Origin of the sequence: Streptomyces gossypii (genome assembly GCF_025165795.1) — a bacterium.
Lineage (GTDB): Bacteria > Actinomycetota > Actinomycetes > Streptomycetales > Streptomycetaceae > Streptomyces > Streptomyces gossypii.
Window position 1 is genome coordinate 16,090 of the sequence record NZ_JAJAGO010000009.1, and the last position, 13,741, is coordinate 29,830.

Sequence of the window (13,741 nt, forward strand, 5' to 3'; positions counted from 1 at the left end):
CGACCGCGCCCCGGTCTTCCGCCGAACGCCTGGGGCGTGCGTCGGCCCGTCGGCGTAGCGGGCAGGGAGTCCTGCCCCTGCTCTCCCCGGGCTCAGGTCGCGCAGAGTTCCGCGAAGCGGCCGGTGTCGATGTTGCCGCCGGAGAGGATCACACCGATGCGGGCCGGAGTCTCGCCCGCCCAGTCGATGCGGCCGGCCAGCAGAGCCGCCAGCCCGCTCGCGCCACTCGGCTCCACGACCATCTTCAGCCGCTCGAAAGCCAGCCGCATCGCGTCGCGGATCTGGGCGTCCGTGACCAGGGCGATCCCGTCCACCAGCCGCCGATTGACGGAGAAGGTCAGCTCGCCGGGAGTCTGGATCGCCTGGCCGTCCGCGATGGAGCGCGGCACGGGGACGGAGACGCGCTCGCCCGCCTCCAGCGACCGCTTGGTGTCGTCCCCCGCCTCCGGCTCGACGCCGATCACCCGGACCCCTTCCAGCAGGCCCTTCGCCACCGTGGCGCTCCCGGCGATCAGCCCGCCGCCGCCGACCGGCACCACCAGCGCGTCGAGGGCGCCGACATCCTCCGTCAGTTCCAGCGCGGCCGTCCCCTGCCCGGCGATCACATGCGGATGTTCGTACGGCGGGATCAGCGTCAGTCCGCGCTCGGCGGCCATGGCGTTGCCGAGGGCGGCCCGGTCGCCCGTGTAGCGGTCATAGGTGACGATCTCCGCGCCGTACCCGGCGGTCGCCTCGCGCTTGGACTCCGGAGTGTCCTCGGGCATCAGGATGACGGCGCTGCTGCCCAGCTCCCGCGCGGCCAGCGCGACGGCCTGGGCGTGGTTCCCCGAGGAGTACGCGGCGACGCCCCGGGCCAGCTGCTCCGGTGACAGGCGGGAGGCGGCGTTGTAGGCGCCCCGGAACTTGAACGCCCCGACGCGCTGGAAGTTCTCGCACTTGAGGAAGACCTGCGCGCCGACGAGCGCGTCCAGGGTGCGCGAACGCAGCACGGGCGTGCGGTGCACGATCCCCTTGAGCTGCGCGGCGGCGTCGCGGACGTCCTGGAGGGTGATCGGGGGTGTTGTCGTCATGCTTCAGCTCCCTGGGGGCCGGATTCCTTGTCGGTTCGGGGTGCGTCGCCGTCCGTGGGGGACCGGTCGCGGACCTTCGCGAGATAGCTGTAGACGGAGGCGCGGGAGATGCCGAGCCGGGAGGCAACCTGCCGGGCGGCGCCGCGTACGGCGAACACCCCGTGCTCGTGCAGGCTGCCGAACAGCTCGAGCCGTTCCGCCCGGCTCAGGCCAGTCCACGGCTTGTTCTGCCGCAGCAGGTGGGCGTCGACGATCGCGTCCACCACGGTGTCCACGTCGTCGCCGAAGGTGGTGGTCGGCGCGGCGGCGACCGGGCTCGCGACACCCGCGAGCCCGCCGATGAGGGCATGGGCCTGGTTGACCGCGGTGACGTCGAGGTTCACGCACAGCGCCCCGAACACCGCGCCTGCGGAATCACGCAGCACCATCGTGGAGGACTTGACGAGGCTCCCGTCCTGGGTGCGGGTGAGGTAGTTCAGCTCGTCGGACGCGTCGTCGCCCCGGGCGAGCAGGCCCATCCCGATCTCGCTCATCGACCCGCCGACACTGCGCCCGGTGACCGATCCCGCGAGGGCGACCACGGAGTGCTCGGGGCGGCGGAAGTCATGGACCACCGCCTCGCAGAACGGCCCCAGGGTCGCGACGATCCCGTCGACGACGGGGGCCAGTGCGTCGATGATCGCGTCCTGCTCTTGCTTCCGCGCCCGCTGCTGTCCCTGTTTCTGCTCCGGCTCCGGCTCCTGCCCCCGCCGCCCGGTCGGCACGCCGTGCGTCTCCGCCACTTCTGCCGCCACCCCCGTCACGTTGGCCACGCCGGTCGCCCGGAGCAGCATGCTGGACTCAGAGTATATGCACTGGACTAAAAGTCCAGTCCGTCGGTCCGTCGGTCCGCCGGGCAGGGACCGGAGAAGCGCCGGTCAGTCCCGGGGAAGGAAGGCGGTCAGGACGGTACGGATATCGGGCTCGGGGTCGAACCCCTCCGTAGGCATGCCGATCTGGTGTAGCAGCAACCCGTCCAGATAGTCGTACAGGCTTCGGCAGTGCGCCTGCGGCGTGGGCGAGCCCAGCTCCCGCAGCCATTCCGCTCCCCATCGGGTCAGCGACTCCCGCCCACGTGTGAGCGGGTCACGGAGGGAGGGGCGGGCGACGGCTTCCAGGAGGAGCGCGTACCGGGCGGTTGTGCGCGCCCGGCCCGGCCCGAGCAAATGCAGGACGACGCGGGCGAGCGCTGCCGCGAGCGCCTCCGAGCCCTGCTGGGACCCCCGTGCCGCCTGCGCCCCCTGCGCGCCCGCCTCCCCCTCCGTGCCTCCCGCACCCTGCCACCCGGGGCCGCTGAACACTTCCCAGTCCCGCTGGTCGAGCAGCACCATGTGGGCGACGACCCCGTCCACCAGGGCGTCCCGGGTGCGGAAGTGGTTGGACGTGGTGCCTGCCGGCACGCCCGCGGCTCCGTCCACCGCCTGGTAGGTCAGCCTGCGCAGCCCGCCGGAACCCAGCACCTCCATCGCCGCGTCCAGAACCTCGTCCCGCCTGCCCGGCATTCGTACTCTCCTCCGCCTCTGGGATTGCTTACGGGGTCCATACCGGCCGGGCACTACAAATATAGTAGCCTGGAGGTATGGCCAAGTCAGCGATTATCGTCGGAGGCGGCATCGGCGGGCTCGCCGCCGCGCTTCACCTGCGCGCCCGCGACTGGGACGTCGAGGTGCGAGAACGCGCCGCCGGGCTGCCCCGGACCGGCACCGCCCTCGGCATCTGGCCCAGCGCCCTGCACGCCCTCGACAGCATCGGAGTCGGCGCCACCGTCCGCACCCTCGGCCGTGCCCAGACGGGCGGCGGCTTCGTACGAGCCGACGGCAGCCGGATCGCGGACGTCGACGTCGACGCGATGGAACGCCACCACGGCGACCCCATGTACCTCATCTCCCGCGCGCCTCTGCTGCACGCCCTCGCCGCCCCGCTGGAGCAGGACGGCGCCATCCGCTTCGGCGAGCAGGTGACCGACGTCCGCGAACTGACCGGGTACGACGTGGTGATCGCCGCCGACGGCATCAACAGCCAGGCCCGCACCACCCTGTTCGGCAGCGAGTACGGCACCCGGTACACCGGTGTGACCTCCTGGCGCGGCATCGTGGACGGCGACACCTCGCGCGTCGTGGAGACCTGGGGTACCGCTGCCCGCTTCGGCGTCACTCCGCACACGGCGGGACGTACCAACTGGTTCGCCTGCGTCCGCGCCCCCGAACACGCTCCCGCCCCGGGCGGCGACCTCGCCACCCTGCGCACCCGCTTCGGCCACTGGCACCCGGGCGTCCGCCGCGTCCTGGACGAGCTCGACAACGAAGGCGGAGCCGGCGTGCTCCGCCACGACCTCCACGATCTCGCCCGGCCGCTGCCCAGCTACGTCAGTGGACACACTGCCCTCATCGGCGACGCGGCCCACGCGATGACACCCGCCCTGGGACGGGGCGCCTGCGAGGCGCTGATCGACGGTGTCACCCTGGCCCGCGCACTGACCACGCACGACGCGGTGGGCGACGCGCTGACTGCCTACGACGCGCAGCGCCGCCGCACCACCCAGTGGATGGCCCGCGCCTCCCGGCTGCTGAACCAGCTGGTGCACACGCCCGGCGCGGCGCCCCTGCGCAACGCGGCGATGCGGGTGGCCCTTGCGGTGAGCCGCCCGCCCGGGTGAGCGACTCCTTCACAGCCGACACCACTGGTCCGCAACGTCGTTGATCACCTCGGCCGGGCGATGCCCGGAGCGACGTGACGACGGAGGCATGGCGTGGGGGTCGGTTTGCGTTCGGCGATCCTGGATTTCGTCGGAGACGAGGGCGAAGGCCCAGGCGGCGGCCCCGGCAGCCGCGGCCCCGGCAGCGACCTGGGAGGGATGAAGTCCGACAGAGAGCTGTGGACTTCGGCATCCGAGGGCGTCAACTCCCTGCACCAAAGCCTGAAGCGGGCCACCGCCCAGCTGGACGAGCAACAGGCCGGGCTCGGCGCGGGCACAGCCCCCGTCACCGGACTCACCAGCGGCACAGCCCAGTTGGCGGCCTACCGGTCCTGGGAACGGTACCTGCGCCTGCTCGGCCGCGAATGCGCCGAACTGACCGGCAAGTTGCACAAGGCGGGCAACGACCACTACAAGAACGACCAAGCGACAGGACACGCGTTCGCGGAACAGCTGACCAGACCCGAACACCCCCGCAGGGGCGGTGACCGGGGATGGTGAGCTACCGGACGCTGCGCGACCTTCAGCCGTCCCGCTTCGAACAGGCGGCGGACGGCTACCACGAGGTCAGCAGCGCGGCCCGCGAGGCGAAGGACCACCTGTCCCACCAGATCGTCGCCAAGGCGTTCGAAATGTCGGCCGACGGGCTGCTCGGCGAGGGCGCCACCGCGGCCCGGACCCGACTCACCCGGCTCGCCGAGAACCTCCACTACACACAGGTCGAATGCGGCCTGCTCAGCGCGGCACTGAACGGGCTCGCCGCAGAACTCCGGGCGGCAAAGACGAAGCTCACAACAGCCGAGGAGGAAGCGGAGAACGCGGGCTTCCAGGTCGACGAGAAGGACGGCTCCGTGAGCTGGACGTCGGAGAAATCCCCCTTCACCGCGCTCCGGGGCGTGACCGGCCAGGACAGTTGGGTACCGCTTGCCGCCCCGGATTCGGACCGGGTGAAAGCCCAGGCATTCGCGGACCGCATCGGCGACGCACTCGCAGACGCGACGGAAGCCGACAGGCGCTGGGCACCGAAACTCCGGCGCCTGAAGGCCCAGAACGATCTGACCGTGAGCAGCGGCGACTGGTCAGACGTCCACGGCGACCAACGCGCGGTCCAGTCCATCGCGGGGGAATACCTCGACAAGGGCGCCATTCCGAAGGGCAACGACCCGGAGCGCAACGCCGAATGGTGGCAGAGCCTCTCTGCTCAGCAGAAGGCCGACTACGCCTCCCTCTACCCCGCCTCCATCGGCTCCCTCGACGGCCTCCCCGCCGACATCCGCGACGAGGCGAACCGCACGGTCCTCGCCCAGAAGAAGGGCCACTACGAGACGGCCCTAGCAGCGATCCCACCCAAACCCACCGGCCTCTACGCCCACCCGGGCGGCTCCCAAAGCCGCGACTGGCGCGAACAACAAGATGCGCGGCGCGCATGGGAGGAAAAATACGGCGACAAGAAGGCCCGCCTCGAATCCGCCCTCAGAGGGATGGACGCCATCGAAAACCGCTTCGCGAGAACAGGTCAAGACGGCCTCCCCGAAGCTTATCTTTTGGGGTTTGACGTCGAGGGTGAGGGGCGTGGCAGGGTGATCATCGCCAATGGCAACCCGGATACCGCTGACCATACCGCAGTCTATGTCCCCGGAACGGGCGCTGGCCTCGGAAACATCCATGGGGACATCAACCGTGGCGAAACGCTGTGGAGGTCGAGCGATGCACTTGCGCCTGACAGCGATGTATCGACTATCACTTGGTTGGATTATAGGCCCCCGGAAGATGTTCCGCACGCCGGTTCCGGAAGCTACGCAGCGGCTGGCGGCCCAAGGCTGAACGATTTCCTTCAGTCGACCGCAACTGCCCAGGGCGGCGCAGACGCGAGCCACACCACAGTCGTCGGTCACAGCTATGGAACGACCACTGTCGGCGAAGGATCGAAGCAAGGAAAACTCGCCGCCGACGACATTGTTGCTGTTGCCAGTCCCGGGATGCAGGTGCCTCACTCTGAGGCCTTGGACACGGGAAGCGAGCACACCTGGACCATGACTGCGCGCGATGACGACCTTGTCGGCCTCGGTGGCCGCCTGTCGGGCTTGGGAGAGGGCGGAGTCATTCCCAGTGATGAGAGGTTCGGTGCTCAGCGCATGCAGACAGATACATTGGGACATAGTGGTTATTGGGATTCTGGGTCGACGAGTCTTGAGAATCAGTCCAACGTCATCGTTGGGGAGTATGGAAGAGTGGTCAGGGGTGATTAAGTGCTGCCACAGATATCCATCGGCCAGCAGGTTCGCGAAGCTGGCAGTCAGCATCTCCCTTTTGTCTTCGATTGGATGCGCCGTCATGAGCGAAGAGGAACCTAAGCTGCCCTATAAACCTCAAGTGCGTGAGGTGGAAGCGGGTAAAAGTGTGACCAGGAAAATTTCCAGCGAACTCCTCGATATGGCTGGAATCAAGGGGAAGGTCACTGATTCTGGACCCGGCATTGCAGTGTGTGAGGATGTGGATCCGAACTTCCGGGAGTACTATATTGTCCGGCATCCGTGGTCGATTTACGGCATTTCGAATAGAGCTCTGGAGCAAGGTATGCAGAACTTCAGAAAGGGACTGCCAGGGCATGGCTGGACAATCACAAAAGACGGGCCAGCGCGATCACGAAACGAAGACCCGGAGATCTTCGCCGAGAATAAAGGAGAAAAACATGCGGTGCACATTATCTGGCATAGGACAGGTGCAAACAGGAAGCCGCTCATTCATGTGAACCTCGTGTCGGAGTGCTATAAACGTTCCATCCGAGGCGGCGAGCAACATTGATGATTGGCCCGATTCGTGGGCCTACGTCGACTGATCCGGGCGGTGACGTCGCCCAGCGTCAGAGAAGATGCGCTGGCCAGGGGTGAGCACCCCGTGAGGATCGTAGCGGTGCTTCGCGGCGCGAAAGGCGGGCCACGTGGGGCCGAAGTGGGTGGGCCAGTCGTGGGGGTGGGTGGGGATGGAGCCCACCGGATACCGTTTGCCGCAATGGTCGCGGACCGCTTCGTACGCGGTGCGGTTGGCCGCGAGGAGACGCCGCACCGTGGCGTGGTCGTCCGGAGGACACGCGCGCAGGACGGCCAGCAGGTAGGGCGTCGGGTCGTGCGGGGGCATGCGCAGCAACTCCGTGTGGAGGCGCTTGCGTTGCAGGGGGTAGAGGAGGACGACGCCGCCCGGTCCGACGTCGTCGGGGGTGAGATCGCGCAGGATGTCCCCGGCCAGGGACTCCGTGGCGTCGCCGGGGAGCAGGAGGTTCAGCCAGGGGTGCGCGTAGTCCCAGAGCCCGGATTCCTTCTGTTCGGTGAATACGGGCCCGAGCCGGTCCAGGAAGCTGTAGTAGTCGAGGTCCTCGGTTTCCTTGCCCGCCGGGTCGAAGCGCAGGCCGTGCAGCAGCAGTTCGTCGTCCGGCTCGGGCCCGGCGGGTGGGCCGTAGGCGACGGCTTCCAGAAGGTAGGTGCGGTACGCGCCGGTGTCGTCAGCCGCGATCTGGCCCTCCACGTACGAGAAGCGGCGTTGTTCGACAAGTAGCCGCTGGTCTGCCAGGAAGGTGCCCAGGTCGGTGTATGGCAGGAGGTAGTGCCGTACGGTCCGGGGCGCGCGGACGAGGCGGAGTGTGGCGGAGACGATGATGGCGCATTGGCCGAGCCCGGCGCGGACCGCGTCGAACAGGTCGCGGTGCCGGGTGGGTGAGCAGCGCACCAGTTCTCCGGCTCCCGTGACGACCTGGAGTTCGGTCACGGTGTCGGTCTGGGCGCCGTGCTGGTGGGTCTGGCCGCCGAGTCCGCCGACGGAGAGGGTGCCGCCGACGGAGAGTTCCAGGTAGTCGGTGAAGACGGGCGGTGTGAGCCCTGATGCCAGCGTTGCCTTGGTGACGTCGCTCCATTTGGCGCCCGCGCCGACCGTCACGGTGCCGTGCCCCGCCGAACCGTGCCCCGCCGAACCGTGCCGCACCGGGCCGATGTCCGCGAGGGGTGAGGTCTTGATGACGAGGCCCGCTTCCGTCTGGGCCTGGCCGTGTGTCGCGTGTGCCTGCCCGCGCGGGGCGACGGGGATCCGGTGCCTGCCGCAGTAGCGGACCATGGTGACGATGTCGTCGACCGAGCCGGGCCGCAGCACGGCGGCGGGTGTCCGGTGGACGATGTGGCCGAAATCGTCGGCTGCGGCGGCGCGTGCGGCGTCGTCGGTGTGGAGGGTGCCGTCCAGCGGCGGGACTGCCTCCCAGGGCGGGCTGCCGCCGTGACTGGCGCCGCCGCTGTCCCGGTCGGTGGCCCAGGCGCGGGCCGACGGGTGGAAACCCGTCACCACCGCTCCGGCCGCTCCGGCGACTCCAGCAAGTCCGGCCAGGCTGTTGAGCGCGGTACGTCGGGTCGGCTGCGGGCGCATGGCGCGGTCCTCTCGGCGGCGGGCCGTGGCAGAGCCTGAGACGTTACGCAGGGTGGGCGGCCGTGTGGGCGTGCGCGCCGCCCGGTCATCCGTTCGGCAGCGGCGGCCCACCCGTCCGGCCGATGCGGGTCCGCACGGTCTCCCGAGGCGAACGGCCCGACATGTAACGATATCGCCGTGAATCAAACCGGCGGCCGGATGAGACTGGAAACGCAGTATGAGGGCGGCGCGGTGACGCCGCTGGAGCTGTACTTCGACTTGGTGTTCGTGTTCGCACTCACCGGGGTCACCGCGTTCATGGCCGAGGACCTGTCCTGGCACGGGATGCTGCGCGGCGCGCTGATCTTCGGGCTGCTGTGGTGGAGCTGGGTGTGCTACGCGTGGGTCGGCAACGTGGTCCGCGCGGACGAGGGGGTCGCCCGGCTGGCCATGCTCACCGGGATGACGGTCATGTTCGTGCTCGCGCTGAGCATTCCGGAGGCGTTCGAGGACGGCCCCGGCGGCCTGCACGGGCCGGTGGTCATGGCCGTCTGCTACTTCCTGTTCCGCGCCGTGCACATCGTGCTGTTCTGGTTCATCGCCGCCGGAGATCGCGGGCTGCGCGGCCAGCTGCTGCGCCTGTTGCCGTCGATGCTGTCGGCGACCACGCTGCTGCTGTTCGCGGCGGGGACCCACGGCACGGTGCAGACGGTGCTGTGGGCGGCGGCGCTGGTGGCCGACTATCTGGGCAACTACCTGGGCGGAGCCCGTGGCTGGCGGATCCGCTCGGCCCGGCACTTCGCCGAGCGGCACGGGCTCATCCTGATCATCGCGCTGGGCGAGTCGATCGTGGCCATCAGCGTCGGGATGGCCGAGCGGCCCATCTCCTGGCCGATCGTGGTTGCCGCGGTGCTCGGGCTGACGCTGGCCTCATCCCTGTGGTGGTCCTACTTCGACGTGACTTCGCTGCTCGCCGAACAGGCTTTCTCCAGCACCCCGGTGGCCGAGCGGCCCCGGCTGGCGCGGGACGCCTACAGCTATCTGCATCTGCCCCTGATCGGCGGTGTGGTGCTGCTCGCGCTGGGGTTGAAGAAGGTGCTGGAGTACGTCGGTGACACGGAGCACCATGACCTCGCCGACCCGCTGAAGGGCATCGGCCTCTTCGCGCTGACGGTGGGGGTTGTGCTGTATCTGCTGGCGCATGTGGTGTTCAAGTGGCGGGTGCTGCACGTACTCAACGTGGAGCGTGGCGTGCTGGCCGTCGCGCTGCTGTCGATGCTGCTGATCGGACCGCATATCCCGGCGCTGGCCTCGCTCGGGGTGCTTGCGGCGGCGATGGCCGGGCTGGTGGTGTTCGAGACCGCCCGTTTCGCTGAGGCCCGCGAGCGGATCCGCCACGCGCATTGAGCCGTCCGGCGGAGCAGATCAGATGGCCGGTGTGGCCCGGGTCGTCTTCGAGTGCGCCGGGGGCGGCGGTGGCCTGCACCGCCGCCCCCGGCCGGACGCGCCCCCGGCCGGACGCGCCCCCGGCCGGACGCGCCCCGGCCGGATGCGCACACGGACGCGCACAGTCCGGACGCTTACAGCTCCGCAGGGGTGCGGATGCCCATCAGCGCCATGCCCTGGTGGAGCGTGCGGGCCGTCAGCTCGCACAGGAAGAGCCGGTTCTCCGTCTGGGCAGGGCCGCCCTCGGCCTTCAGCACCGGGCACTGGTCATAGAAGGTCGTGAAGTGTGACGCCAGCTGGTAGAGGTACGCGGCCAGCTTGTGGGGCTCGTACGCCTCCGCCGTCTCGGCCAGGGTGTCCCCGAACGCGTCCAGGTGCAGCCCCAGCGCGCGCTCGGCGGGTGCCAGCGCCAGCTCCGGGTGCGCCACGGGCTGCGCGGTGTCTCCCGCCTTGCGCCGGATGGAACGGGTACGGGCGTAGGCGTACTGGAGGTAGACGCTGGTGTCGCCGTTGAGCGAGACCATCCGGTCCAGGTCGAAGACGTAGTCGCGGGTCAGGGAGTTCGACAGGTCCGCGTACTTGACCGCGCCGATGCCGACCTCGGTGGCGCGCTCCTGGATCTGCGCCTCGGTCAGGCCGAGATTGGCGCTCTTCTCCCGTACGACTGCCGCCGCCCGCTCCACCGCCTCGTCGAGCAGGTCGACCAGCCGGATCGTCTCGCCCTCACGGGTCTTGAACGGCTTGCCGTCCTTGCCCAGTACCGTCCCGAAGGGGAGCTGGCGGGCCGCGCCCTCGGGCAGCCAGCCGGCCCGGCGGGCTGTCTCGAAGACCATCCGGAAGTGCAGTGCCTGCCGGGCGTCCACCACGTAGAGCAGGGTGTCGGCGTGCAGCGTGCCGATCCGATCGCGGATGGCGGCGAGGTCGGTCGCGGCGTAGCCGAAGCCGCCGTTGGACTTCTGCACGATCAGCGGGGTGGGCTCGCCGTCGGGGCCCAGGACGTCCTCGAAGAACACGCAGAGCGCGCCCTCGGAACGCACCGCGACGCCCGACTCCTCCAAGTCCTTCACGACCTGCTGGAGATCGTCGTTGTAGGCGCTCTCGCCCACCACGTCCTCGTCGCGGATCTCGACGTCCAGCTGCCGGTAGACGTCCTGGAAGTAGATCTTCGACTCGTCGACGATCTTGTGCCACAGCTCCAGTGTCTCCGCTTCCCCCGCCTGGAGCTCGACGACCCGGTCCCGGGCCCGCGCCTTGAACTCCTCGTCGGAGTCGAAGCGGATACGGGAGGCCTTGTAGAGCCGGTTGAGCCGCGCCATCGCCGCCTCGCCGCCCTCCCCGGCCGCCGCGTCGGAGGCATGGTCCAGCTCGTGCGGGTGCTCGATCAGATGCTGGATGAGCATGCCGAACTGGGTGCCCCAGTCGCCGATGTGGTGGCGCCTGATAACCCGCTCGCCCCGGTACTCCAGGATCTGCGTGATCGCGTCACCGATGACCGTCGAGCGCAGGTGCCCGACGTGCATCTCCTTGGCCACATTGGGCTGCGAGTAGTCGATGACCGTGACACCGGGGTGCTCCGCGTGCGGGACGCCGAGCCGGTCGTCGGCGGCACGGGCGGCCAGCGTCCGTACGATCGCCTCGTCCGCGATGGTGATGTTGAGGAAGCCGGGGCCGGAGACCTCGATGTGCTCGATGACGCCGCTGCCCTCCCCTTCGCCCGCCGCGGGCAGCGCCTCGGTGACCTTCGCCGCCAGTTCGCGCGGGTTGCCCTTCAGCCGCTTGGCGAGGGCGAGCATCCCGTTGGCCTGGAAGTCGGCACGGTCGCTCCGTCGCAGCAGGGGATCGGGCGCGGCGTCGCCGCGGGCCGTCTCCGGCACTGCGGCCGAGAGGGCGTCCACGAGGCGCTGGTGGACCGTGGCGGCGAGGGAGGGGACCGAGGCCATGGAGTGCTAACCGTTCCGTCGGATGGGTGCGGGACTTCCGCGAGAAGATGCCTGGCCAGTATCCCATGGGGCGTCCACCGCTTTCGAGAATGGGAGAATGGGGCCGTCGGACGGATCAGCAGGGCCGGGATCGGCCGGGCGATGATCAGTCGGGCACCGGACAGCCAGGTGACGAGTAAAGAGAAGGAAGTGCCGGACGTGGTTCAGACCGCCCCCGAGGCCGACTGGGTTTCCCGTATCGCCGATGAGGTCATCGCCGAAGCGGAGCGTCGCGCGGAGGGGAAAGCCGGTGAGGGGAAGGCGACGGTGGTGTGTGCCTCCGGGCTCAGCCCGTCCGGGCCGGTCCACCTGGGCAACCTGCGTGAGGTGATGGTCCCGCACCTGGTCGCGGACGAGATCAAGCGGCGTGGCGTGCCCTGCGAGCACCTGATCTCGTGGGACGACTACGACCGGTTCCGCAAGGTCCCGGACGCTGTCGAGGGGGTGGACGCCTCCTGGAGCGAGCACATCGGCAAGCCGCTCACCTCCGTCCCGGCGCCGCACGGCAGCCCGTACGGCAGCTGGAGCGAGCACTTCAGGGTGGCGACGGAGAAGGCCCTCGAGGAGCTGGGCGTCGCCTACCGGGGAATCAGCCAGACCGAGATGTACACCTCGGGGGCGTACCGCGATCAGATCCTCTTCGCGATGCGCGAGCGGGCCCGTGTCGACGCCGTGCTGGAGCGCTACCGGACGCTGGACAAGTCCGCCGGCCAGAAGGGCAAGCAGAACAAGCAGCAGCAGAAGCCGAAGGACGCCGTGGAGGCCGAGGCGGAGGTCGCGGCGGCCGAAGGCTCCGGCGCCGCGGCGGAGGACGACGGGTCGGGCGCGGGCAGCGCGTACTACCCGTACAAGCCCTACTGCTCCGTGTGCGAGAAGGACCTCACGACGATCACCGGCTACGACGACGAGAGCACCGAGCTGAGCTACGTCTGCGAGTGCGGGCACCGCGAGACGGTGCTGCTCTCCGAGCACCGGCAGGGCAAGCTGGTGTGGAAGGTCGACTGGCCGATGCGCTGGGCGTACGAGGGCGTGACCTTCGAGCCCAGCGGTGTGGACCACCAGTCGCCGGGATCGTCCTTCGTGGTGGGCGGGCAGCTGGTGCGGGAGATCTTCGGCGGCAAGCAGCCCATCGGCCCGATGTACGCCTTCGTGGGCATCAGCGGCATGGCGAAGATGTCCAGTTCGAAGGGCGGCGTGCCGACGCCCGCCGACGCGCTGGAGATCATGGAGGCGCCGCTGCTGCGCTGGCTGTACGCGCGCCGCAAGCCGAACCAGTCCTTCAAGATCGCCTTCGACCAGGAGATCCAGCGCACCTACGACGAGTGGGACGCGCTCGTCCGCAAGATCACCGAGGGTGCCGCGCAGCCCGCCGACCTCGCCGCACACCAGCGGGCCTCCAGCACGGCCGCCGGCCCGCTGCCGAGCACGCCGCGCCCGCTGCCGTTCCGCACGCTCGCCTCGGTGGCCGACATCACGGCGGGTGCCGAGGAGCAGACGCTGCGGATCCTGAGCGAGCTGGACCCGTCCGCCCCGGTCCGCTCGCTGGACGAGACCCGGCCCCGGCTGGACCGCGCCGAGCGCTGGATCTCCACTCAGGTGCCGGAGGACCAGCGCACCAGGGTCCGCGAGACGCCGGACACCGAACTGCTGGCCGGACTGGACGACGAACAGCGCGAATCCCTGCGGCTGTTGCTGGACGGGCTGGACGAGCACTGGTCCCTGGAGGGGCTGACCACCCTGGTGTACGGGGTGCCGAAGGCGCGCTCCGGCTTCGCGCCGGACGCCAAGCCGACACCGGAGCTGAAGGCGGCGCAGCGCTCATTCTTCGCGCTGCTCTACCGGCTGCTGGTGGGACGCGACACCGGGCCCCGGCTGCCGACGCTGCTGCTCGCGGTCGGGTCGGACCGGGTGCGCAAGCTGCTGGGAGCGTAGGCGCGGGCGGGGGTGGGGCGGCGCGGCGCGTCCAGTCCGCCACGCCGCCCCACCCGGCCTGGCGGTCAGCCCGCCAGAAATCTGGCGGACCAGCTACGCCGCGCGCGGGAAGCAGCGCAGTACGTGCGGGCCCGCTGAACCGCCGAGGACGCCCCACCGCCGGGCAATCCCGGATGCCGCTGATCCGTTGGCTG

11 protein-coding genes are annotated in these 13,741 nt (G+C 69.7%); 6 read left to right on the top strand and 5 right to left on the bottom strand.

All coding sequences use genetic code 11. From position 1 onward, the window contains the following. Positions 1-92: 92 nt before the first annotated feature. The 3 genes from LHJ74_RS19560 to LHJ74_RS19570 all read right to left on the bottom strand — a co-directional run bounded on the left by LHJ74_RS19560 (position 93) and on the right by LHJ74_RS19570 (position 2,611). On the bottom strand, positions 93-1,070 hold the full coding sequence (locus LHJ74_RS19560) for a pyridoxal-phosphate dependent enzyme (RefSeq protein WP_260219402.1): 978 nt from the start codon (positions 1,068-1,070) through the stop codon (positions 93-95). Continuing rightward, the gene (locus tag LHJ74_RS19565; protein ID WP_260219403.1) at positions 1,067-1,903 is read right to left on the bottom strand and encodes a helix-turn-helix transcriptional regulator; all 837 of its coding nucleotides are present in this window, start codon (positions 1,901-1,903) and stop codon (positions 1,067-1,069) included. The genes LHJ74_RS19560 and LHJ74_RS19565 overlap by 4 nt, the downstream gene beginning before the upstream one ends. 84 nt (positions 1,904-1,987) lie before the next feature. Continuing rightward, entirely contained in the window at positions 1,988-2,611 is a 624-nt protein-coding gene (locus LHJ74_RS19570; RefSeq protein ID WP_260219404.1) for a TetR/AcrR family transcriptional regulator, read from the bottom strand. Between the two features lie 77 nt (positions 2,612-2,688). Here LHJ74_RS19570 and LHJ74_RS19575 point away from each other — a divergent pair, with 77 nt between their 5' ends. The 4 genes from LHJ74_RS19575 to LHJ74_RS19590 all read left to right on the top strand — a co-directional run bounded on the left by LHJ74_RS19575 (position 2,689) and on the right by LHJ74_RS19590 (position 6,609). Continuing rightward, positions 2,689-3,765 (top strand): FAD-dependent monooxygenase, encoded by a 1,077-nt coding sequence (locus LHJ74_RS19575; protein ID WP_260219405.1) that lies wholly within the window; start codon positions 2,689-2,691, stop codon positions 3,763-3,765. Positions 3,766-3,858: 93 nt separating this feature from the next. Continuing rightward, positions 3,859-4,305: a hypothetical protein gene (locus LHJ74_RS19580; RefSeq protein WP_260219406.1), complete on the top strand. Its 447-nt coding sequence runs from the start codon at positions 3,859-3,861 to the stop codon at positions 4,303-4,305. Beyond that, on the top strand, positions 4,299-6,053 hold the full coding sequence (locus LHJ74_RS19585; protein WP_260219407.1) for an alpha/beta hydrolase: 1,755 nt from the start codon (positions 4,299-4,301) through the stop codon (positions 6,051-6,053). The genes LHJ74_RS19580 and LHJ74_RS19585 overlap by 7 nt, the downstream gene beginning before the upstream one ends. 85 nt (positions 6,054-6,138) lie before the next feature. Next, positions 6,139-6,609 carry a hypothetical protein gene (locus LHJ74_RS19590; protein ID WP_260219408.1) on the top strand — a complete coding sequence of 157 codons (471 nt, stop codon included), beginning with the start codon at positions 6,139-6,141 and terminating at the stop codon, positions 6,607-6,609. A 21-nt stretch (positions 6,610-6,630) separates the two neighbouring features. Here LHJ74_RS19590 and LHJ74_RS19595 read toward each other — a convergent pair whose 3' ends face one another. Beyond that, a complete protein-coding gene (locus LHJ74_RS19595) occupies positions 6,631-8,211 on the bottom strand; it encodes an FAD-binding protein (RefSeq protein ID WP_260219409.1) in 1,581 nt (526 codons plus the stop codon). A gap of 177 nt (positions 8,212-8,388) precedes the next feature. Here LHJ74_RS19595 and LHJ74_RS19600 point away from each other — a divergent pair, with 177 nt between their 5' ends. Then, positions 8,389-9,597 (top strand): low temperature requirement protein A, encoded by a 1,209-nt coding sequence (locus LHJ74_RS19600; RefSeq protein ID WP_260219410.1) that lies wholly within the window; start codon positions 8,389-8,391, stop codon positions 9,595-9,597. A 173-nt stretch (positions 9,598-9,770) separates the two neighbouring features. Here LHJ74_RS19600 and argS read toward each other — a convergent pair whose 3' ends face one another. Beyond that, the gene (gene argS, locus LHJ74_RS19605) at positions 9,771-11,576 is read right to left on the bottom strand and encodes an arginine--tRNA ligase (RefSeq protein WP_260219411.1); all 1,806 of its coding nucleotides are present in this window, start codon (positions 11,574-11,576) and stop codon (positions 9,771-9,773) included. A gap of 198 nt (positions 11,577-11,774) precedes the next feature. On the opposite strand from argS, the gene lysS reads away from it, so the two are divergent. Further along, the gene (lysS, locus tag LHJ74_RS19610; RefSeq protein ID WP_260219412.1) at positions 11,775-13,547 is read left to right on the top strand and encodes a lysine--tRNA ligase; all 1,773 of its coding nucleotides are present in this window, start codon (positions 11,775-11,777) and stop codon (positions 13,545-13,547) included. Positions 13,548-13,741 lie beyond the last annotated feature (194 nt).

Excerpts from the sequence above, each read along its gene's own strand:
- LHJ74_RS19560 (WP_260219402.1), bottom strand. The coding sequence starts at position 1,070 with ATGACGACAACACCCCCGATCACCCTCCAGGACGTCCGCGACGCCGCC.
- LHJ74_RS19565 (WP_260219403.1), bottom strand. The coding sequence starts at position 1,903 with ATGCTGCTCCGGGCGACCGGCGTGGCCAACGTGACGGGGGTGGCGGCA.
- LHJ74_RS19570 (WP_260219404.1), bottom strand. The coding sequence starts at position 2,611 with ATGCCGGGCAGGCGGGACGAGGTTCTGGACGCGGCGATGGAGGTGCTG.
- LHJ74_RS19575 (WP_260219405.1), top strand. The coding sequence starts at position 2,689 with ATGGCCAAGTCAGCGATTATCGTCGGAGGCGGCATCGGCGGGCTCGCC.
- LHJ74_RS19585 (WP_260219407.1), top strand. The coding sequence starts at position 4,299 with ATGGTGAGCTACCGGACGCTGCGCGACCTTCAGCCGTCCCGCTTCGAA.
- LHJ74_RS19590 (WP_260219408.1), top strand. The coding sequence starts at position 6,139 with ATGAGCGAAGAGGAACCTAAGCTGCCCTATAAACCTCAAGTGCGTGAG.
- LHJ74_RS19595 (WP_260219409.1), bottom strand. The coding sequence starts at position 8,211 with ATGCGCCCGCAGCCGACCCGACGTACCGCGCTCAACAGCCTGGCCGGA.
- argS (WP_260219411.1), bottom strand. The coding sequence starts at position 11,576 with ATGGCCTCGGTCCCCTCCCTCGCCGCCACGGTCCACCAGCGCCTCGTG.